19 protein-coding genes are annotated in these 20818 nt (G+C 62.3%); 4 read left to right on the forward strand and 15 right to left on the reverse strand.

The window, feature by feature from the left end:
• Positions 1-51: 51 nt before the first annotated feature.
• The 12 genes from LDN70_RS11665 to LDN70_RS11720 form a co-directional block, all read right to left on the reverse strand.
• Positions 52-573 (reverse strand): tetratricopeptide repeat protein, encoded by a 522-nt coding sequence (locus LDN70_RS11665; RefSeq protein ID WP_142939080.1) that lies wholly within the window; start codon positions 571-573, stop codon positions 52-54.
• Entirely contained in the window at positions 570-1661 is a 1092-nt protein-coding gene (aroB, locus tag LDN70_RS11670) for a 3-dehydroquinate synthase (RefSeq protein ID WP_142939079.1), read from the reverse strand. The genes LDN70_RS11665 and aroB overlap by 4 nt, the downstream gene beginning before the upstream one ends.
• The gene (locus LDN70_RS11675; protein ID WP_142939078.1) at positions 1658-2215 is read right to left on the reverse strand and encodes a shikimate kinase; all 558 of its coding nucleotides are present in this window, start codon (positions 2213-2215) and stop codon (positions 1658-1660) included. Before LDN70_RS11675 ends, aroB begins: the two co-directional genes overlap by 4 nt.
• The gene (gene aroC / locus LDN70_RS11680) at positions 2215-3414 is read right to left on the reverse strand and encodes a chorismate synthase (protein WP_142939077.1); all 1200 of its coding nucleotides are present in this window, start codon (positions 3412-3414) and stop codon (positions 2215-2217) included. Before aroC ends, LDN70_RS11675 begins: the two co-directional genes overlap by 1 nt.
• 26 nt (positions 3415-3440) lie before the next feature.
• Positions 3441-4295: a shikimate dehydrogenase gene (locus tag LDN70_RS11685; RefSeq protein WP_142939076.1), complete on the reverse strand. Its 855-nt coding sequence runs from the start codon at positions 4293-4295 to the stop codon at positions 3441-3443.
• Positions 4292-6085 carry an endolytic transglycosylase MltG gene (gene mltG / locus LDN70_RS11690; protein WP_223940389.1) on the reverse strand — a complete coding sequence of 598 codons (1794 nt, stop codon included), beginning with the start codon at positions 6083-6085 and terminating at the stop codon, positions 4292-4294. The genes LDN70_RS11685 and mltG overlap by 4 nt, the downstream gene beginning before the upstream one ends.
• Entirely contained in the window at positions 6082-6672 is a 591-nt protein-coding gene (gene ruvX / locus LDN70_RS11695; protein ID WP_142939074.1) for a Holliday junction resolvase RuvX, read from the reverse strand. Before ruvX ends, mltG begins: the two co-directional genes overlap by 4 nt.
• A gap of 2 nt (positions 6673-6674) precedes the next feature.
• Complete coding sequence (alaS, locus tag LDN70_RS11700; protein WP_223940390.1) at positions 6675-9353, reverse strand: alanine--tRNA ligase; 2679 nt, start codon at positions 9351-9353, stop codon at positions 6675-6677.
• 114 nt (positions 9354-9467) lie between these two features.
• Entirely contained in the window at positions 9468-9698 is a 231-nt protein-coding gene (locus tag LDN70_RS11705; RefSeq protein ID WP_187697181.1) for a hypothetical protein, read from the reverse strand.
• A 48-nt stretch (positions 9699-9746) separates the two neighbouring features.
• Entirely contained in the window at positions 9747-10121 is a 375-nt protein-coding gene (locus LDN70_RS11710) for a DUF948 domain-containing protein (RefSeq protein ID WP_142939072.1), read from the reverse strand.
• A gap of 158 nt (positions 10122-10279) precedes the next feature.
• Positions 10280-10900, reverse strand: coding sequence for a 30S ribosomal protein S4 (rpsD, locus tag LDN70_RS11715; protein WP_142939071.1), 621 nt, complete (start codon positions 10898-10900; stop codon positions 10280-10282).
• 204 nt (positions 10901-11104) lie between these two features.
• A complete protein-coding gene (locus LDN70_RS11720) occupies positions 11105-12598 on the reverse strand; it encodes a replication-associated recombination protein A (RefSeq protein ID WP_166840612.1) in 1494 nt (497 codons plus the stop codon).
• 41 nt (positions 12599-12639) lie between these two features.
• Here LDN70_RS11720 and LDN70_RS11725 point away from each other — a divergent pair, with 41 nt between their 5' ends.
• Complete coding sequence (locus LDN70_RS11725; protein WP_166840610.1) at positions 12640-13239, forward strand: Vms1/Ankzf1 family peptidyl-tRNA hydrolase; 600 nt, start codon at positions 12640-12642, stop codon at positions 13237-13239.
• Between the two features lie 26 nt (positions 13240-13265).
• On the opposite strand, the gene LDN70_RS11730 is transcribed toward LDN70_RS11725, so the two are convergent.
• The 3 genes from LDN70_RS11730 to hisS form a co-directional block, all read right to left on the reverse strand.
• Positions 13266-14048, reverse strand: coding sequence for a GNAT family N-acetyltransferase (locus LDN70_RS11730; protein WP_223940391.1), 783 nt, complete (start codon positions 14046-14048; stop codon positions 13266-13268).
• An 87-nt stretch (positions 14049-14135) separates the two neighbouring features.
• On the reverse strand, positions 14136-15929 hold the full coding sequence (gene aspS, locus LDN70_RS11735; protein WP_142939067.1) for an aspartate--tRNA ligase: 1794 nt from the start codon (positions 15927-15929) through the stop codon (positions 14136-14138).
• A 109-nt stretch (positions 15930-16038) separates the two neighbouring features.
• Positions 16039-17388 (reverse strand): histidine--tRNA ligase, encoded by a 1350-nt coding sequence (gene hisS / locus LDN70_RS11740; RefSeq protein ID WP_223940392.1) that lies wholly within the window; start codon positions 17386-17388, stop codon positions 16039-16041.
• Between the two features lie 205 nt (positions 17389-17593).
• Here hisS and LDN70_RS11745 point away from each other — a divergent pair, with 205 nt between their 5' ends.
• The 3 genes from LDN70_RS11745 to LDN70_RS11755 all read left to right on the forward strand — a co-directional run bounded on the left by LDN70_RS11745 (position 17594) and on the right by LDN70_RS11755 (position 20809).
• The gene (locus tag LDN70_RS11745) at positions 17594-18388 is read left to right on the forward strand and encodes a peptidylprolyl isomerase (protein WP_208095845.1); all 795 of its coding nucleotides are present in this window, start codon (positions 17594-17596) and stop codon (positions 18386-18388) included.
• 66 nt (positions 18389-18454) lie between these two features.
• A complete protein-coding gene (locus LDN70_RS11750) occupies positions 18455-20095 on the forward strand; it encodes a DUF349 domain-containing protein (protein ID WP_223940393.1) in 1641 nt (546 codons plus the stop codon).
• A gap of 102 nt (positions 20096-20197) precedes the next feature.
• Positions 20198-20809 (forward strand): hypothetical protein, encoded by a 612-nt coding sequence (locus LDN70_RS11755; protein ID WP_142939064.1) that lies wholly within the window; start codon positions 20198-20200, stop codon positions 20807-20809.
• Positions 20810-20818: the final 9 nt, after the last annotated feature.

Here is a 20818-nt window from a genome sequence, read left to right on the forward strand (position 1 = left end):
CATTCTACCGGCAAATGTGCCAAAGGCTTGCGGGGAGTGTTCCACCCGGCTTCAGGAAGCGAGTTCCAGCACATTCCGGGCCCTCTGAAGGGCAACAGCTGAGGAATATATCAGCGCAGCATCAGCTGCCATGGCTACTCGCAGGTCCAAGGCCCTGGCGAATTCTTCGGACGCTGCCAGTGCGTTGCCGCTGACGAAATATGCCCGGCCAAGATACTGGTGCACAATAGCTTCCTTCGGGCTGCCCTGGACATCCTGCAACAGGTGCCTGAACAACTGGACAGCACGGTCCAGCCGGTTGGTTGCCCGATGGACTTCGGCCTCAAAAATCCTCAACCGGAACGACTCCGGATCTTTGTAGCGGGCCTCAGCCAGGAGCTCCGCTGCCTCCTTGGGCTGATTGTCCAGAAGAAGGGCCATGATGCGATCTGCAGGGTCCTCCGAGGCCGCAAGGGCGGACTCCATGGCTTCCTCATTGACAACCACTGGCAGCAAAGTGTCCGGGTTCAGGCGGACTCCCGGGAATCCGGCTGTTGGCCAGTCGCTGACGCCTTCACGAAGAGTGACGGTCATGATGCGATCTCCTGGTAGGCGGCAAACAGGAGCGAGGTGTCAGGAACTTCCAGTATGCCCGGTTTGGCCACGCCATCGAGGACAACAAACCGGAGCAGGTCACCACGGGACTTCTTATCCCGGCGCATCCCATCAAGAAGGCCTTGCCAGCGGTCCTTGCGGTAGGTGGTGGGCAGACCGAGGCTTTCCAGAATAGTGCGGTGCCGGTCGGCGTCAGCGTCGGACAAACGGCCAACGCTTCGCGACAACTCGGCTGCAAACATCATGCCCACGGATACAGCGGCACCGTGACGCCACGAGTAGCGTTCCACGAGTTCGATGGCATGGCCCAGGGTGTGCCCGTAGTTCAGGATTTCGCGGAGGCCCGATTCCTTCAGGTCCTGGGAGACGACCTCAGCCTTCACAGCGATGGCACGTTCGATAAGCTCCCGGACAACATCCGATCCGGGGTCCATCACGGCGTCGGTGTTCTTTTCGACGAGGTCAAGGATGGCCGGATCCGCGATGAAACCGCATTTGATCACCTCTGCCATTCCGGAAATGAGCTCGTTCTTCGGCAGGGTCTGAAGAGTGTCAAGGTCAGCCAGGACAGCAGCCGGCGGGTGGAAAGAGCCCACCAGGTTCTTGCCCTCGGCAGTATTGATGCCGGTCTTGCCGCCCACCGAGGCATCCACCATGCCGAGAAGGCTCGTTGGCATGTGGATGACTTTGACCCCTCGAAGCCAGGTTGCAGCCACAAAGCCGGCAAGGTCAGTTACTGCACCGCCGCCGACAGCCACGATGGCATCAGATCGAGTGAAGTCGTTCTGACCCAGCACCTGCCAGCAGAACGCCGCCACCTGGATGTGCTTGCCTTCTTCAGCGTCCGGGATTTCGGCCGTGAGCGCGGTGAAGCCTGCAGCTTCGAGCTCGTCCCGCACAGTATCGCCGGTCAGGCGAAGCGCCCGCGGGTGGATCACCAGAACGCGGCGGACACGTTCGCCCAGCTTCGCCGGCAGGGTGCCCAACAGGCCCCGGCCCACCACGACGTCGTAGTTTTCATTAACGGACTGACCGGTCACCTTGATGACAGTTGCTTCGGAGCTCACTTTTCAACTTCCTCTTTCAAGGCTGCATGCTGGAGCAGCCGCTCCTCCAAGTGGAGGCCGATTTCCGCCACGGATCCGGTACGGACATCCATGACAATGTCTGCAAGACGCTCATAAACCGGACGTCGGGTGGCGAACAAGGCCTCCCAACGGGTCATGGCGTCACCCTGCAGCAAGGGCCGCCCGGTGTTGCGTGCAATTCTGTCAGCGACCGTTTCCGCATCACACTCCAGATAGACCACGGTGCACTCCCCCAACAATTGCTGGGTCCCGGAGTCGAGCACTGCTCCGCCGCCGAGGGAAATAATGGCCGGATCGATCTTCGCGGACTCGATGGCCTTGGCCACAGCCCGCGCTTCAATCTCGCGGAAGGCGTGTTCTCCCCTGCCTGCGAAAATATCGGCAATGCTGCCATGGGCGGCAACAACCACAGCATCAGTGTCCACAAAAGGCAGACGCATCTGATGGGCCAGCTGCTGACCTATCGCCGATTTTCCGACGGCCATGGGTCCAACCAGAACTATGGGCCGGCCATCCGGGATAGAGCGGACCACTACCGGCCGACCGTGTCCAAGGTAGCCGGGATGCTTTCAAGGTAGCTTTGCAGGTTGCGCTGGGTCTCAGGCACAGAATCACCACCGAATTTCTCGGCCACAGCCTCAGCCAGCACCAATGCCACCATGGCTTCGGCCACAACGCCGGCCGCGGGCACGGCACAAACATCAGAGCGCTGGTGATGTGCCTTGGCAGGCTCCCCGGTGCTGACGTCAATGGTGCGCAACGCGCGCGGAACTGTGGCGATCGGCTTCATGGCAGCCCGGACGCGAAGCACTTCACCAATGCTCATGCCGCCCTCGATGCCACCGGCCCGGTTGGTCTGGCGAACAATCTTGCCGTTGTCATCCTTGAGGATCTCATCATGGGCAGCAGATCCACGGCGGGCCGCCGTCAGGAATCCATCGCCTACTTCCACGCCCTTGATGGCCTGGATGCCCATCAGCGCGGCGGCCAGACGGGAGTCCAGTCGACGATCCCAGTGGACGTAGCTGCCCAGTCCCGGCGGAAGCCCGTAAGCCAGTACCTCTACCACGCCTCCCAGCGTCTCGCCTTCTTTGTGCGCGGCATCCACCTCTGCCACCATCGCATTAGAGGTCTCGCGGTCGAAGCATCGCAAGGGGTCGGCGTCGAGGGCTATGACGTCCCTCGGCAACGGCAGGGGCCTGCCCTCGGGGACGGTCACGCTGGCAATGGAAACAGTGTGGCTGACCAGCTCGATGCCCAACTGCTTCAGGAACTGGGCGGCAACGGTACCAAGGGCCACGCGTGTGGCCGTTTCGCGCGCGCTGGCACGCTCGAGGACCGGGCGGGCTTCGTCAAAGCCGTATTTTTGCATACCGGTAAAATCTGCGTGCCCAGGGCGTGGACGGGTCAGCGGTGCGTTGCGGGCCTGATCGGCGAGGACTTCAGGGTCTACAGGATCAGCTGACATGATCTGCTCCCATTTGGGCCACTCGGTGTTCCCAACCTGGATGGCCACTGGGCCGCCTTGGGTAAGACCATGCCTGACACCACCCATGATGGTGACCTCGTCCTGCTCAAACTTCATGCGGGCACCACGTCCATAGCCCAGGCGGCGACGCGCCAGCGCGTCACGAATCTGCCCGCTGGTGAGTTCAACACCGGCAGGCACGCCTTCAACAATTCCGATCAGGGCCGGACCATGGGATTCACCGGCAGTCAACCAACGCAACATATAACCAATCCTGCCATGTAGGGCGTCTAGAACACTCGCCGGGGAAGCCCGACTGAGTCGCACATCACATCTATGACGGCGGCGTCGACGTCACAGCCGCTAAAGCGCCTGATCTGCTCGGCCGCCTGGTACATCAGCATCTCCAGGCCCGGGACCACCGCTCCCCCATGGCGTTGCCACACTTCCGCCAGGCGGCTTGGCCAGGGATCGTAAGCGACATCCAGCAGGACGCCGGCGCCGCTGCCGGGCAGCGCCGCCAGCTCCTCCGCCAAGGAATCGGCGGCACGGGGTGGAAACGTGGAGATGACCAGGTCCGTCCCGGCCACAGCAGATGCCGCTTCCGTCAAGGGCCGGACGGCAAGGGAAATTCCGACGGCGGCCGCGGCGGCTCTCGCATCCCCGGCCCGTCCCGCATCACGAACGAAAACGTCAACGTGGTGGGCGCCAAGTTGCTGCGCAGCAGCAACGGCCGCAGCCGACGTGCCGCCACCACCAAGGATGGCCGCATGAGGTGCGGCAACCACGCCCGCATAGCGGACCGCTTCGACGATGCCAGCCACATCGGTGTTGTACCCCACCCGACGCACCTGTCCGGCGTCGTGCTCGAAAACGACTGTGTTGATGACACCAAGGTGGGCGCCGGCGCCGCGGACTTCGTCCACTTCCTTGACCATGGCAGACTTCAACGGCATGGTCACTGAAAGGCCGCACCAGGCGTCATCACCGCGAAGTGACTCCATGAACGATGGGAGCCTCTCAACAGTGACGTCGATCGCCGAGTAGTCGATGTCCACACCCAACTTTGCGTAAGCTGCGCAGTGCAGTGCCGGAGACTTCGAATGTGAAATCGGGTGCCCCAGGACTGCGGCACGACGACTCACACACACCGTCCCGCATTAGCCTGGCACCACGCGTTGTACTGCTCAACATAGGTGTTGTGCTCAGCCAACGTCTTGGAGAACTTGGTCTCCTTGGTGTCCAGGTTGATGGTCACCCAGTAGAGGTAATCGTTCTGGGTGGGTTTGGCCGCAGCATCAATGGCCGTTTTGCCCGGCGAGCCAATGGGCCCTACCGGAAGCCCAACGTTGGCGTAGGTGTTGTAGGCATTGGACTTATCAGCCTTTTCCTCCTCGGTGAGGTGGAACGACTTCTTGCCCAGACCGTACGTCACCGTGGCATCAGACTGGATCAGGCCGCTGGTCTCAACGTTGTTGGGCTTGAGCCTGTTGTAAATTGCTCCAGCCACGTTTCCATAGTCCGCCTGACCACCTTCGGCCTGAACAATGCTGGCGATGGTCACGGTGTCGTACTGCTTGGCGGGGTCGGTAACGCCTTGGGCCTTGAGTTCATCGAGGGTGGTGGCCACCAACTTCCGGATGATGTCCTTGGCGGACGTACCGAGTTCGAACCGATATTCGCCGGGGGCAAGGAAGCCTTCCAGGCTCTTGGCCTTGGCGGGAACACCAAACTGCCCGGGTGCCTGATTCAAGGCGTTGAGCTCCTGCATGGGAATGCCCGAACCCTTGGAGATAGCCTCCAGGGATTCATTGATACGCAGGCCCGCGCTCAGCGCAAAGTACATCACCTTGGATGCGTCCTTGTTCACCAGGACGGCCACAGCATCCGAATTCTTCATCTCAGTCCGGAAAGTGAAGGATCCAGGCGAGAGTTCGCCGCCTTCGTTGAGGAACTCCTTGACGAAAGCATCGGAATCGGCAACCACACGATTGGCAACCAGATCGTTTGCAACAGCCTTGGGACCGGAGCCTTCGGGCACCGTGATGGTTACCGACCCCGTGCCCGGGCCGGGGTAATCGGTCACTTTGTCCATGCCCAGCAAGGGCTTCAGGAACTGCGCACCAATGGCTATTGCGGCTACGAAGACACCCAGCGTGATCAGAAGAGCCACAACACGACGCCGACGCCGGGCTCTTTTCGCGGCAGCCTTGGACGCCGGACTCGCCGCGGGGGCAATGAGGTCATGGGGGTGCTCGTCATGAAGAAGGACGTCATTGTGGAGTTCGTCATGGATGCCGAGCTGGTAGTGGGCATCGTGTTCAGCGTACTCGTGGCCGTCGGCGTGTGCTTCGGGATGCTCTGCCGAAAGGGCTTCATGTTCCACATCACCGTGATGGGCATCATCGGGGTGAAGATTACCGTGCGGAGTATCTCCGTGATCAACCCCGCCCTGCTCGAAAGAGGGGACGTGTTGCTCCTGATCGTGTTGTTCCTGGACGTCTTGTTGCTGGCGGTCCTGCTGATGCCCATAGGGCTCATCGTGCGCTTCAACCATATGAACCGGGGCATCATCAGCCACAACAACAGGCGACTGGGCCTGCGACGGGGACGCTGCGGACATTGGCGGTGCAACTGGAGTCGGCGGTGCAACTGGCGTTGGCGGTGCCACAGGCGTTGGGGGTGCAACAGCGGCAGGAGTATCCGCCGGGGCGGGCTTAACCCCCGGGGCAGGCTGTACCGCAGGGACTGGTCGGGGCAACTCGGGCTCACCCTCCGCCGAGGGAGTCGCCTCCCCCGGAGTCGCTTCGGGAACGGGTACCACATTGTGGTTCTGCGTGGCGAGGAATCGTTCACGCGCCCGCAGCTCTTTGCGGGTGAGCGGCATACCGCCGCCGGCGGTACCGCTTGAGGGGTCGTTGTTGACCGGGCTCACAGTTGCAGTCCCCTCTTAGAAGAATCGGATTCACTACCGGAGGCAGCCCGCAGCGTTGGGGCACTGCTGGGTTTTTCGGACTGCACCGGTGCCTGCACTCGGCGGCCAACGTCCGTTCCTCTGGCTTTTTGCATGTCGATTGCGTGCTGCAGTATTCCAGCAGCGGCAACCTGATCAACCACTTTACGGTGGTTCTTGCTGCTCATGCCAGCTTCGTGCAGGTTGCGGTGTGCCGTAACAGTTGAAAGTCGCTCATCGACGAGGTTTACGGGAACGTCCAAACCAGCACGTTGAAGCTCGCTGGTAAGGAGATCCGCGTAGTCCATGGCCATCTGCGCGGACGCACGTTCCTCGCCCTTCATGGTGCGGGGAAGGCCCACAAAAATCTGTACCGCCGGCAGTTCGACAGCGTGTTTGACGACTACCCGCACATCGGAATTTTTCTTGCTGTCCCGGCCAACCGTCTTGAACGGCGTGGCCAGGATCCCGTCCGGATCGCAGATGGCCAGACCCACCCGAACGGTACCGACGTCTACCCCCAGCTTGATGCCATGGGGGTAGACGTCACTGTCAGAACTGGAATCCACCGTCAGCGCTTGGCAATCGCATCCACCACCGCTGTGAGGGCCTCAGAGACCTTCCCAGCGTCGGTGCCGCCGCCCTGGGCGACATCGTCCTTGCCACCGCCGCCGCCGCCGAGAATCCCTGCTGCCAAACGCACCAGCGCTCCGGCCTTTACCCCTGCTTCGCGGGCAGCCTCGTTGGTGGCAATCAGTATGACGGGACGGTCATTGCTGACACCTGCAACAGCCACGGTGGAGGCTTCCGAGCCAAGACGATTGCGGAGATCGAGGGCAAGGTTGCGCAGATCATCAGCGCCGCCCACCTGGCCGGCGTCGTGGGCTACAACCCGAACACCGGCAGCATCCTTGGCAGTACCCGTAAGGTTTGCGGCCGCTGCGGCGAGCTGCTCTTTGCGGAGGCGATCAAGCTCCTTCTCCGCAGCCTTGAGCTTGTTCAGGGTGCTGGAGATGCGGTCAGCAAGCTGTCCGGATGGAACTTTCAGCAAATCCGTAAGCTCGGAAACCAGAGCCCGCTCTGCCGCCAGATGGCGGAAGGCGTCCAAGCCAACAAAGGCCTCAACACGGCGGTTTCCCGAGCCAACAGACTGCTCGCCCAGCAGGGAAAGGCTGCCGATCAGGGACGTATTTGCCACGTGGGTACCGCCGCACAACTCACGGGACCACGCGCCGTCGATCTCCACCACGCGCACTTCGCTGCCGTAGTTTTCCCCGAACAAAGCCATAGCGCCCAGCGCCTTGGCTTCGGCGAGCCCCATCACCTTGGTGTCAACCCGGTAGTTATTCCGGATGGCGATGTTGGAGACCTCTTCGATTTCAGACCGCGTTGCTGTGCTGAGGCCTTCGCCCCAGGCGAAGTCAAAGCGCAGGTATCCGGCCTTGTTGAAGGAACCGCGCTGGGTAGCTTCAGGGCCGAGGATCTGGTGCAATGCAGCATGCACAATGTGCGTGCCGGTGTGGGCCTGCTCAGCAGCGTGACGACGTTCACGATCGACGGCGGCGCGCACCAAGGCATCGGAAGCGATCTCACCTTCGCGGACAATCGCCTTGTGCACGCTGAGCCCCTTGATGGGACGCTGCACGTCCAGGACCTCCACCACGAACCCGTCACCGGTGATGAGGCCGGTGTCAGCAGACTGGCCACCAGCTTCGGCATAGAACGGGGTCTCGTTGAGGACAAGCTCGATTTCCTCGCCGGTGGAAGCGTGGGCTACCGGCCGGCCACCGCTGACGATGCCGCGGACCTTTGCTTCGCCCTCAAGTTCGTTGTATCCGGTGAAGACCGTTTCGCCCTTACCCAGAAGCTCCTGATAGGCGCTGAGGTCGGCGTGGCCACCCTTCTTGCCCTTCGCATCGGCTTGGGCACGCTGGCGCTGCTCGAGCATGAGAGCACGGAAGCCTGCCTCGTCCACCTTGAGGCCGGCTTCCTCGGCCATTTCCAGGGTCAGATCGATCGGGAATCCGTACGTATCGTGCAAGGCAAAGGCGTCAGCACCGGAAAGGGGAACGCCGGCAGCCTTAGACTCCGCTACAGCATCTTCCAATCGTGCCGTACCTGAAGCGATGGTGCGCAGGAATGCCTTTTCTTCGGCGTAGGCAATGCGGCTGATGCGCGCGAAATCGGTCTCCACCACCGGGTAGACACCCTTCATGGCGTCACGGGAGGCAGGGAGCAGCTCCGGCAGGCAGGCTTTTTCGACGCCGAGCAGGCGCATGGCGCGGACGGCGCGGCGAATCAGGCGGCGCAACACATAGCCGCGGCCTTCATTGGACGGTGCGACGCCATCAGCAATGAGCATCAGGGCAGAACGAATATGGTCACCAACAACGCGCATGCGGACATCGTCGGTGTGGTGCGGATCATCCGGGGATTCAGCTGAGGTGTACTCGCGGCCGGACAATTCAGCGGCTTTATCGATCACAGGACGGACCTGGTCGGTCTCGTACATGTTTTCAACACCCTGGAGGATCATCGCAAGACGCTCCATGCCCAGGCCGGTGTCGATGTTCTTCTGCGGCAGTTCACCCACGATGTCGAAGTCCACCTTGGAGCGGACGTTTTCGATCTGGTACTGCATGAACACGAGGTTCCAGATTTCGATGTAGCGGGTTTCGTCGGCCAGGGGGCCGCCTTCGATGCCGTAAGCAGGGCCGCGGTCGTAGTAGATCTCAGAGCAGGGACCGGCCGGGCCGGGCTGTCCGGTGGACCAGTAGTTGTCGGCCTTGCCCATGCGCTGGATACGCTCGGCAGGAATGCCGGTGTTCTTGAGCCAGAGTTCTTTGGCTTCGTCATCCTCTTCGTAGACAGTCACCCAGAGGCGCTCGGCAGGAAGTCCGTAACCGCCGTCATCAACGCTGGTGGTCAGCAGCTCGTAAGCGAACTTGATGGCGTCTTCCTTGAAGTAATCTCCAAAGGAAAAGTTGCCGCACATCTGGAAGAACGTGCCGTGGCGGGCAGTCTTGCCTACTTCTTCGATGTCTCCGGTGCGGATGCACTTCTGGACGCTTGTGGCACGGCTGTAGGGAGGCTCTTCGCGCGCAGTGAGGTAGGGAATGAAAGGCACCATTCCGGCCACAGTGAAGAGAAGTGACGGGTCGCTGGAAACGAGCGACGCGGAGGGAACGGCGGTGTGGCCCTTGTTGACAAAAAAGTCCACCCAGCGCTTGGTGATCTCCTGCGACTTCATTAGCTGATTACTTACCCTTCTCAATTCACTGCACACGATGTGCGCGGTACCGGCTGGTGCCGTTCCGCAGCTTTCCATTCTGCCCTGTTGAGGGCGCGGGGGCGAACCGCTCCGCTAGCGCCGTGACGATACGGCATCGTCGATACCCAACGCGGCCCGCAATTCCTCTTCGCGTTGGTGCGTCCCCGTACGCACGGCATCGGCAAAGTCGAACAGGCCATCGGCCATCCGGCCAACAGCCCGGTTCAGCCCTTCCGGACCAAGATTGGCCTGGGCTTCGGTGATCTTACGGAAGGCGATGACGCCGATGGCGACGCCGATGCCCATCCACACAATTCGTTTCATAAGGTCTCCCTGTAGTTCAGCGGCTGGCTGGAGAAGCGGCTGGTTGGGTCAGCGGCTGCGGCGGCCGGAGGAAGTGGTGCGGCGTCCAGCAAAAGCCGAACGGACGCCGTAGCTGAAGGCAGCCACCTTAATCAAGGGTGAACCCACCGTGGCTGCTACAAGCGAGGACAACGCGGAGATGTTGGCCGAGGCATCAGAGACGTTGGAGGCAATGCCGTCAACTTTCTTCAACTGCTGGTTGGTGGTGGTCACCGTGGCAGTCACTTCATCCATCAGGGGCGTGGCGCCATCGCTGATGGAACGGATGGAAGTCCGCACTTCGTCAAAAACGCCACCCAGCTTCAAAATGGGCACGGCCAAAAGCAGGACGAGGAGTGCAAACACTCCTGCTGCGATGAGGCCGGCGATGTCGCCACCAGACATAGAACTCTTCTCCTTGGATCGTTTCGCTGCCTCGCACCAGCCGATTCCGGGCTTTGGGCAAGGCCTCCCCCAGTACCTTACCTATATTGGCCCGGTACCTTACATACAAAGAAGCCCGCGGCGTGTGCCACGGGCTTCTCTGTATGCGCTGCTGAAATTTAGCGAGCGTAGAATTCGACGACGAGCTGCTCTTCACAGATCACGGGGACCTCGGAGCGCTTCGGGCGACGAACCAGGCGGGCCTGGAGGGCGTCAATCTTGACGTCCAGGTATGCCGGCACGTTGTTGAGCACGTGTGCGCCAGCAGCTGCCACCTGGAACGGGGGCATAACCTCGGAGCGGCTGTGAACGTGGATGAGCTGGCCTTCGCCAACGCGGAAGGACGGGCGGTCCACGCGGACGCCGTCAACCATGATGTGGCGGTGCACAACCAGCTGGCGGGCCTGTGCGATGGTGCGGGCGAAGCCTGCACGGAGCACCAGGGCGTCCAGACGCATTTCGAGGAGCTCAACCAGGTTTTCACCGGTGAGGCCCTTGGTGCGGCGTGCTTCTTCGAAGGCGCGGGTCATCTGGGCTTCGCGGATGCCGTACTGGGCGCGCAGACGCTGCTTTTCGCGCAGACGTACGGCGTAGTCGGAGTCCTGCTTCTTGCGGGCACGGCCATGCTCACCGGGGCCGTACGGGCGGCGCTCCATGTACTTGGCGGCCTTGGGGGTCAGAGCAATGCCGAGTGCACGCGAAAGACGTGCGGTACGGCGAGCACGAGTGTTGTTAGCCACTTGTGTCCTTCCAATTACTGCGGTGTGTCAGTGTTACTGGCCTCCATCAGGGAGAGCATCGGCCAACCGCTACCTCTTGCTACTAGCCCGGGCGCACAGCTCTATTGAAGGAATCTTCAGTGGGATTGTGCGTCAGGCCATGCCAGACAAGGATCAAGCCTACCATGGGCAGGGCTATCATCTGCAGGCGTCGTGATCAGGGCCCTACTCCCCGCGCACGATTTTGCGGAGCCGTTCCAGCCTGGCGGCGATATCGCGTTCGGCTCCGTTACCAGTGGGTTGGTAATAGTCCTTACCCACCAGGTCATCCGGTGGATACTGCTGGGTTGCCACGCCGTGTGGTTCATCGTGGGCGTACTTGTAGCTCTTGCCGTGACCCAACTGCTTTGCCCCCGGGTAGTGCGCATCGCGCAGGTGCATGGGGATGCCACCGCCGAATCCGGCACGAACATCTGCCACGGCTTTGTTCAAACCCATGTACGCGGCGTTGGACTTGGGTGCTGTGGCCAGGTGGACCACCGCCTCAGCCAGCACAATCCTGCCCTCCGGCATGCCGATCAGTTGCACTGCCTGCGCTGCGGCCACCGCGGTCTGCAGCGCCGTGGGATCGGCCATTCCAATATCTTCCGCAGCAGAGATCACGATCCGCCGTGCAACAAACCTCGGGTCCTCACCGGCTTCAAGCATCCGCGCCAAATAATGCAAAGCAGCATCGACATCCGAGCCCCTAATGGACTTGATGAACGCGCTGGCCACATCGTAGTGCTGATCGCCGGCGCGGTCGTAGCGAACGGCCGCAGCATCAAGGGCACGTTCTGTGTGGCGGAGCTCCACCAGCACGGGAGCCTCAGGAAGGCTGTCCTTCGCGAGCCCGGTTTCGCCGTCGGTGTCGCTGAACTCATCAGTTCCTGTCGAATCGTCGTCGGAAATCTCGACGGCGGCTGAGTCACCGAAGGCTACTCCGGCAGCGGCTTCCAACGCTGTCAGAGCCCTCCGGGCGTCCCCTCCGGAGAGGCGGACCAAATGGTCCAGCGCCTCGGAACTGAGTTCAACGCGGCCGGCAAGGCCACGGGCGTCAGCCACGGCCCGCTGCAGCAAACCCGAAATGTCGTCATCGGTGAGCGGCTTCAGGGTGAGCAGTAGCGAGCGGGACAGGAGTGGCGAGACCACGGAGAAGGACGGGTTTTCCGTGGTGGCCGCCACCAGCACCACCCAACGATTTTCCACACCAGGGAGCAGGGCATCCTGTTGGGCTTTATTGAAACGATGGATCTCGTCGAGGAAGAGCACGGTGGTCTTCTTGTAGAGGTCGCGGGCAGTCAAGGCATCGTCCATAACGCGGCGAACATCCTTGACGCCGGCGGTGATGGCAGACAATTCAACGAACTTACGCCCCGGTCCGCGAGCAATGACATGGGCGAGCGTCGTCTTTCCAGTGCCGGGTGGACCCCACAGGATGACCGAACTTGGGCCCGCCGGGCCTGCGGCATCAGCACCCGCGGCCAGCTGCCTCAACGGCGAACCCTGCCCCAGCAAATGCTGCTGCCCCACTACCTCGTCAAGAGAACGCGGGCGCATTCTGACGGCGAGCGGACTCCGCTGGGAAGCCATCCAGTGAGCATCGGAGGGACCCCCTGACACGGGCAGATCCTCGGACTCGTCGTCATCCACTGCACCGGCACCAAAGAGATCTTCCACATGGATAGGCTACTCATAGTTCCAGCAAAGGAGACATCGACGTGGATCGCCGATCATCTGCCCCTCGTCAGAGGCCCGGCAGCCGGACCGCTTTGGTACCCGCGGACAGATTGCAGGGCTGGGTGGACCGTTTTGTGGCGAGCCATGGTCCTGTTGGCGAAGACCTCGACGACGGCGGGGTACTTCTGAGGGCGGCCGATGGTGCGAGTGCGCTCCTGAAGGCACCCTGGCCCGCCGACGGGCGTCCTGGCCGGGGAACAACCGAAGTGGCCCGCATGGCTTCGCTGGCAGCCCAGGAACGGGGGCTTGGCTTGCTGCTGGTACGCAAGGGCGGTTACGCCCTGGCCGCCGCTAGCGGGTCCGCCATCCTCGCTTCGAAGAGCGGCAACCGATTCCTCGACGCCAAGGCCACGGCAGAACACGCTGCGCGCATTTTCAACGATCACCGCGTTGAGTACATTGTCCCGGGCGGCGACCGCGCACTGGTGGATCAGGTTCTTGCCCAGCCCCTCCTTGGCACCATTGCCGGGCGTACGCGCCTGGCGTTCCTGGACGTTCAGGCTCCAAAGGCATCAGTGCTGGCAAAGTGCGCTGCCGACGCCTGCGCCGTCCGCATTACGGTGACTGATCCGCCGGCCTGACACCAGGCGGAGGAGCAGCCGCGGAACTAGCAGCCGCTGGACGCACGCCTCAGAGGTGCCTGCCGGTACAGGTAGCTGCCGTAGTCAGTGAAACCGGCGTGGGAGTAAAGCCGCTGTGCTCCGTGATTGGCCTCGGTGACCAGCAGCCAGAATCCCTCAAGATCTTGATGGGTCCCTGCGTTCAACAACGCCGCCAGAACCGTGGTCCCGTATCCGCGCCTCCGGTGCCCTGTTGACGTCGCCATGCTGTAAATCCCGCCCCAGCCACCAACCAAAGCGAGTCGTCCTACGGCGGCCGGGACGCCGTCGTCGTCCCTCACCAGTGCGTACAGCGCAGGGCAGGCGCTGAGAATCCTGTGAGCGACCGACAGTTCAGCGTCGCCTCCCCGGCCGTCGACGGCCCACCACACCCGTAGCCATTCCTCGGATGGTTCATCAGTGATTTCAACGTCCCGGCCGGAGGAGTCCACCGGCAGAGATTCCGTGCCCCGGACCATGATCTTCGTTGCCGACTGCCGCGTGTAGCGCTGTCCATCCAGGTAGGCATTAAGGGCGGCGCTGCGGGAGTCGTCAAAGACCTGAAAGATCAAGGGAATCCGGCGAAGCCGGTACCACTCCGCCGCAGCACGTACGGACTGCGCCATGCCCGGGCTTTCCTCCTGCCCACCGGCAGGGTTCCTTGGCCACACCGAATTGGCCCGCTGGGTCACACCTCCCGAAGCACGCAGGACCCACTCCCCCGTATCTTCACGTTCCAGCGCAGGCCAGGCCTTGTCCATGAGGGATTCCAAAAATGCTTGCTCCACCATTCAGCGGCACCTTTTCGTCAACAGGAGGGTTTCGGCGGCGGGAACACCAAAGGCCCCCCACCGTGGTGGAGAGCCTTTGGCTACCGTTTACTCGGACTTCGTGTCCGGCTTGGCGGCAGGCTTGGCCTCGGGCTTGAAGTCGACGCCCGCTTCCTTGCGCTGCTGGGGAGTGATCGGTGCCGGCGCAGCTGTCAGGGGGTCGTAGCCGTTGCCCGATTTCGGGAAGGCAATGACGTCGCGGATGGACTCCACTCCGGCGAGCAAAGCAACCACACGGTCCCAGCCCAAGGCCATTCCACCGTGCGGAGGCGCGCCGTACTTGAAGCCTTCCAGCAGGAAGCCGAACTTGGTTTCAGCGTCTTCCTTGTCCAGGCCCATGAGCTGGAAGACGCGTTCCTGCACTTCGCGCTCATGGATACGGATGGAACCGCCGCCGATCTCGTTGCCGTTGCAGACGATGTCGTAGGCGTAGGAGAGAGCGGACTCCGGGTCCTTATCAAAGGTGTCCAGGAACTCCGGCTTGGGCGAGGTGAAGGCGTGGTGAACAGCCGTCCATTGTCCCCCACCCACCGCGACGTCACCGGAGGCGACAGCTGCGGCAGCGGGCTCGAACATGGGAGCGTCCACGATCCAGACGAAAGCCCAGTCCTTGGGATCGATCAGGCCGGTACGGTGACCGATTTCCACTCGCGCAGCACCGAGCAAGGCGCGGGCTGCGGACTTCTCGCCGGCGGCGAAGAAGATGCAGTCGCCGGGCTTGGCGCCAACGGCGTCCGCCAGACCTTCGCGCTCGGCGTCAGTAAGGTTCTTGGCCACCGGGCCAGCCAATTCGCCGTCTTCCTTGAAGAGGACATAGGCCAGGCCCTTGTGACCACGCTGCTTGGCAAATTCCTGCCAGCCGTCCAAGGTACGCCGCGGCTGGGAAGCGCCGCCCGGCATGACCACGGCGCCAACGTACGGTGCCTTGAAGACGCCAAAGTTGGTGTCCTTGAAGAACTCGGTCAGTTCAGTCAGCTCGACGCCGAAGCGCAGGTCAGGCTTATCTGACCCGTATTTGGCCATGGCGTCCAGGTACGTCATGCGGCGGATCGGGGTGGGGATCTCGACGTCGATCAACTGCCACAAGGCCTTGACGATTGCCTCGCCCAATTCAATGACATCGTCCTGGTCAACGAAGCTGGCTTCGATGTCCAACTGCGTGAACTCCGGCTGACGGTCGGCACGGAAGTCCTCGTCACGGTAACAACGGGCAATCTGGTAATACTTCTCGAAGCCGCCCACTTGGAGGAGCTGCTTGAAAAGCTGCGGCGACTGCGGCAGAGCGTACCAGGAACCCGGGGCAAGACGAGCCGGAACCACGAAGTCGCGGGCGCCTTCCGGCGTCGAACGCGTCAACGTCGGGGTCTCGATTTCCACGTAGCCGCGCTGGTGCAGGAGTTCGCGCGCCACACGGTTTGCCTCGGAACGCAGACGCATGTTGCGGGCGGGGCCAGGGCGGCGGAGATCCAGGTAACGGTGCTTAAGACGGGCTTCCTCGCCGACCTCCACGTGCTCGTCAATCTGGAACGGGAGAGGCTCGGAGGTGTTGAGGATAACAACGTTGTCCGCGATAACCTCGATGTCGCCCGTGGCCAGAGCCGGGTTCTCGTTGCCTTCAGGACGCTTGTTGACGGTACCCGTCACCTGCAGCACGTACTCGTTCCGAAGGCCGTGGAAGACCTCTTCCTCACGGACAACCACCTGGGCGACACCGGAGGCATCACGCAGGTCAACGAATGCAACGCCACCGTGATCACGGCGGCGGCCCACCCAGCCGGCCAGGGTAACGGTTTGTCCAATGTGCTCGGAGCGAAGGGATCCGAGGTCATGTGTGCGCAGCACAGCATTCCTTTCAGCATGAAATTTAGAGGGACCGCTGCAAAGCGGTCCCGTCCGAGTTTACCCGCCCCGGCCAAGGCTCCCGCCACAACCAGGGAACAGTGGTTGGCGCCTAGCTGGCCGTGGTGATCCGGACGTGCAGATCCTCTTCCGACGGTGCCCAGCTCGCAGGGTCCGCGTCTACCTGCTCGCCGGAGCGGATGTCCTTGACCTGGTGCTTCCCGTGGTCGTCGGTGAACCACACGAACGGAATGCCGCGACGGTCCGCAAACTTGATCTGCTTGCCGAACTTCTCCGCTTTGGCGGCAACTTCCGTGGCAATGCCGCGGCCGCGCAACTGGGCGGCGATGTCCTGCGCCGCGTACCAGCTGTCATCTGAGTTCAAGGCAACCAACACCGCCGTGGGCACCGATCGGGAGGCCGTGGCCAATTCCTGGCTGAGGATGCGGGACACAAGTCGGGTCACGCCAATGGAAAGGCCGACGCCGGGGAACTTGCGGTTGCCCTTGCTCGCCAACGCGTCGTAGCGGCCTCCGGAACAAATGGACCCCAGCTGCTCGTGGCCCACGAGCACCGTCTCAACAACGGTTCCGGTGTAGTAGTCCAGGCCGCGGGCAATGCTGAGGTCGGCAATAACCTTGCCAGGGGCCCGCTGGACGGCAGCCTCAATAACCTGCTGAAGCTCATTCAGGCCCTCTTCCAGGAGGTCGTCCTTGACTCCAAGTGCACGCACTCGTTCCACGAATGAGGTGTCTTCCGTTCGGATGCCAGCCAATTCCAGCGCCAATACAGCCTGCTCGTCCGTGGCTCCGAGCTCACTCTTCAGCAGCTCAGCCACCTTGGCGGCGCCGATTTTCTCCAGTTTGTCGATGCTGCGCAGTACACCCGCTGTGTCCGTCAGGCCAATGCCGCGGTAGAAGCCTTCGGCCAGTTTGCGGTTGTTGATCCGGAGCCGGAAGTCCGGGATCGGCAGCGCACTGAGGGCCTCAGCGATGACCAACGCGATTTCGACGTCGTACCGGAACGGCAGTTCGCCGTCGCCCACAACATCGATGTCTGCCTGGGTGAACTCACGCGCACGGCCTTCCTGCGGACGCTCGCCCCGCCAAACCTTCTGGATCTGATACCGGCGGAAGGGAAACGCCAGGTAGCCGGCGTTCTCCACCACGTAGCGGGCAAAGGGAACGGTCAAGTCGAAGTGAAGGGCCAAGGCGTTCGGGTCAGACTTGTCCGACTTGGCAGCCTCACCTTCATCGTCCTGAAGCCGGCTCAGGCCGTAGACCTCTTTGTCGATCTCACCTTTGCGGAGAAGCTGTCCAACGGTTTCGACAGCACGGGTCTCAATGGAGGAAAAGCCGTGGAGCTCGAACGTCTTCCGGAGCGTATCCAGCACATGGAGTTCCACCAACCGCTCCTGGGGAAGCCACTCGGGGAATCCGGACAGGGAGGCGGTACGTGCCATGGTGGAAAGTCTCCTCAAAAAAGGCTGACGCTGGCATCACACCGCAGCTTTAAACGCCCTTTCGGCGTTTACAGGGCGGACGACCAGCCGGTCATGCATAAACTATGTGCGGCAGCCAGTTTATGCTTTCCGCGCGTGCACATCTAATGCAGCATGCCCGGTTCCTGTCGGCCGCCACCAAAAGTGGACACAATCAGGAGGACTCTTGGCAACAAGGTCGCGGGATGACCGCGAAGCGAAACGGCGCATCAGGCAGATGGAAGCCAAGCGTGCCCTGCGGCAGGAACAGGGCAAGCGACGCAAACGCGACAACACCATCGCCGCGAGTGCAGCCGGCGTGGCGGTTGTGTTGGCCGTAGTGCTGCAACTGACAGTCTTCAGCTCCAACCCCACCGAGGCGGAGTTCGCCGCTGCCGAAGCAGGGCTCAGCTCACCGTCCGCTTCCCCGGCAGCATCGAACAGCGCCGACGTACCCGGCCCGGAAACGGCTGCTGGAAAGACCTTCACCGGCGAACTCGCCTTGAACAGTGGCGTACTCGGCATTGAACTGAACGGAACTGCGGCTCCGCAGGCTGCTGCCGTCTTCAAGTCCCTCAGCGACGCCGGCTACTACAAGGGAGCGTTCTGCCACCGGTTGACCACATCCGAAACATTCGGACTCCTTCAATGCGGCGCCAAGACCGAAGACGGGTCCGAAGACGGAAATTACCGGTGGGGCCCACTGGAAAATACTCCCGCGGACAATAAATACCCCGCGGGGACGATTGCCGTGGCACGTACCGGCAACAATGCTTACGGCAACGGACACCAATTCTTCATCGTCTACAAGGACACCACCATTCCGGCTGACACTGCCGGCGGTTACACCGTGGTGGGTAAGGTGACCAGCGGCCTGGACGTCGTTGCCAAGATTGCGGCAGCAGGCCTTAAACCCGGTGAAAACGCCAGCGACGGCGCCCCTGTGGCACCTGTCACGATAGACTCGTTTTCTCTGAAGTAACCAGCTCCAGGCCCGGCCCGGAGTGCATTACCTGAGCAGTTCCCTCCAAGCGAAAGACTTTTAGCGGTGACAGACAGTCAGAAATCCGACGAAACAGCAGTAGTGGCCAACGAAGAAGCCGTCGAGGCAACCGGCAACAACGGTTCCGGCGCGCCGGCTCCCGGGGAGAATGCTCCAGCCAGCGAGGCACCTCAGGCAGACGCAGCCGCTCCAGCCGACGAGGCAGCTCAGGTGGCTGGGGAAGCTCCGGCCGACGACGCAGCCGAGTCAGCTCAGGCAGCCGAGGAAGCTCCGACTGCCGGGGAGATCACGGAGGAAGCGCCGACCGCCTCGCCCGCAGCACCGGCTGCTCCTCGTCCGACGCCGTCGCCGGCGCCCTCCCCCGCTGCTTTCGCTGCCCGCCCCAAGGCTCCCGCCGCCGTCGTTCCTGCTGCACCCGCGGTTTCCGCGGCCTCGCTCGCCGAGGCAGCCAAATGGGGACGCGCCGAGGGTGACGGCCATGTGTTCCTGACATTGGACGGCGAAGAAATCGCCGTTGGTCAGTACCCCGGCGTCAGCAAGGACGAGGCACTTGGCTACTTCGCCCGCAAGTTCGACGACGTCATTGCGCAGGTTGTTCTGCTCGAACACCGCGTGGAGTCAAAGGCCCCTGCCACGGACATGCAGAAGACGGTCACACACTTGCGTGAGCAGCTCGCGGAGCGCAACATGGTGGGCGACATCCGTGCTGCCGAGGCCCGCTTGGATGCTCTGTCAGCCCAGATCGTTGAACTGGAAAAGTCGGAGAAAGCCGCCCACGACGCAGTGCGCGCCAGTGAGCTCGCAGCACGCGAAGCAATCGTTGCCGAAGCTGAGACAATAGCCGGTCAGGACCCCGCGCAGATCCAATGGAAGACCTCCAGCGCACGAATGAACGAGTTGTTTGAAACGTGGAAGGCCGCGCAGAAGAGCGGGGTCAGGCTCGGTCGCAGCAACGAAGATGCTCTGTGGAAGCGCTTCCGTTCGGCTCGGACGGTCTTTGATCGTCACCGCCGCGCCTACTTCTCCCAGCTGGACAGCAATAACTCCGCTGCAAAGTCCGCCAAGGAAGCCCTCATCGCAGAGGCCGAAGCACTCTCCACCTCCACTGACTGGGGATTCGCCGCAGGCGAGTACCGCCGGCTGATGGACCAGTGGAAGACCACTCCTCGGGCAAGCCGCAAGGACGATGACGCACTGTGGGGCCGCTTCCGCGCCGCCCAGGACGTCTTCTTCAGCAACCGCCAGGCCGCCAATGACCAGATCGACCAGGAATACACGGCGAATCTGGTCGTGAAGGAACAGTTGGTGGCTGAAGCGCAGGCACTCCTGCCCATCAACGACCTCAACGCTGCCAAGAAGGCCCTCCAGTCAATCCGGGACCGTTGGGAAGATGCCGGCAAGGTTCCCCGCGCCGATATGGGCAGGATCGAAGCCGGGCTTCGCAAGGTTGAAGACGCTGTCCGTGAGGCCGAGGAAGACAAGTGGCGCCGGAGCAACCCGGAAACCAAGGCCCGCACCAACAGCGCCTTGTCACAGCTCGAATCAGCCATTGCGGGCCTCAAGGACGATCTGGAGAAGGCTGAAAAGGCCGGCGACCAGCGCCGGATCAAGGCCGCGCGCGAAGCCCTGGAAGCACGTCAAGCATGGCTCGATCAGATCCAGCGCTCCGCCAGTGACCTCGCTTAGCGATTTCTGAGAAGGCACTTTTTCTGCAGGCTCCGCCCGGGTTATCCACATAACCCGGGCGGAGCCTGTACTCGTAAGGTGGCCACGCGGAATGATCGGTGAATGGTCCTCGCTGTTACCGCCCCCCAATTGCAGGAGCCGGTCATATCCGAGCTCTATTCCCCCAGCCGCATCTTCTCGTGGAACGAACTGCAGGGCATGGCATTCGATGGCATCCTGCTGCCCCTCTACGGGAAGAGTTATGCCTCACCTGGCGTGACTGTCACCCACCGCCTCAGAGCCCGCGCAGCGGCCCTTACACTCCCGGAACGCATCCGAACCAAGGTTGTCGCCGGTCGGCTCACGGCAGCGTGGATTTACGGTTGCGCCAAAGCACCCGAGCACCTGTCTCTGCTGGTTGACGCGAAACACCGCATCTCCAGCATGCGGGGCAGCATCGCATGCACCCTGCACGAAGTCCGGCTAGGTCAGATGGACGTCGTCAGCCTGGGAGGAATGCTGGTCAGCAGCCCGCTTCGGACCGCAGCTGACATCGCCCTCCATGTGGAAACTGACCGGGCTCTACCTGCGCTGAAGCGTCTCCTGGCACGGGAAGAGCTCGGCATCAAGCTCCGGCTGCTCGTTCTGGCCGTCGAAGCGAGTCCGCGCGTCCCTCACAAGAGACGGGCCCTGGCCACTCTGGCTCAACTTGCCTCACCAGAGCCCGCTAGCTGAGACCCTGAC

The organism is Arthrobacter sp. StoSoilB22 (genome assembly GCF_019977315.1).
Taxonomy (GTDB): domain Bacteria; phylum Actinomycetota; class Actinomycetes; order Actinomycetales; family Micrococcaceae; genus Arthrobacter.

Excerpts from the sequence above, each read along its gene's own strand:
- LDN70_RS11665 (WP_142939080.1), bottom strand. The coding sequence starts at position 573 with ATGACCGTCACTCTTCGTGAAGGCGTCAGCGACTGGCCAACAGCCGGA.
- aroC (WP_142939077.1), bottom strand. The coding sequence starts at position 3,414 with ATGTTGCGTTGGTTGACTGCCGGTGAATCCCATGGTCCGGCCCTGATC.
- alaS (WP_223940390.1), bottom strand. The coding sequence starts at position 9,353 with ATGAAGTCGCAGGAGATCACCAAGCGCTGGGTGGACTTTTTTGTCAAC.
- LDN70_RS11705 (WP_187697181.1), bottom strand. The coding sequence starts at position 9,698 with ATGAAACGAATTGTGTGGATGGGCATCGGCGTCGCCATCGGCGTCATC.
- LDN70_RS11710 (WP_142939072.1), bottom strand. The coding sequence starts at position 10,121 with ATGTCTGGTGGCGACATCGCCGGCCTCATCGCAGCAGGAGTGTTTGCA.
- LDN70_RS11730 (WP_223940391.1), bottom strand. The coding sequence starts at position 14,048 with ATGGTGGAGCAAGCATTTTTGGAATCCCTCATGGACAAGGCCTGGCCT.
- hisS (WP_223940392.1), bottom strand. The coding sequence starts at position 17,388 with ATGGCACGTACCGCCTCCCTGTCCGGATTCCCCGAGTGGCTTCCCCAG.
- LDN70_RS11755 (WP_142939064.1), top strand. The coding sequence starts at position 20,198 with ATGGTCCTCGCTGTTACCGCCCCCCAATTGCAGGAGCCGGTCATATCC.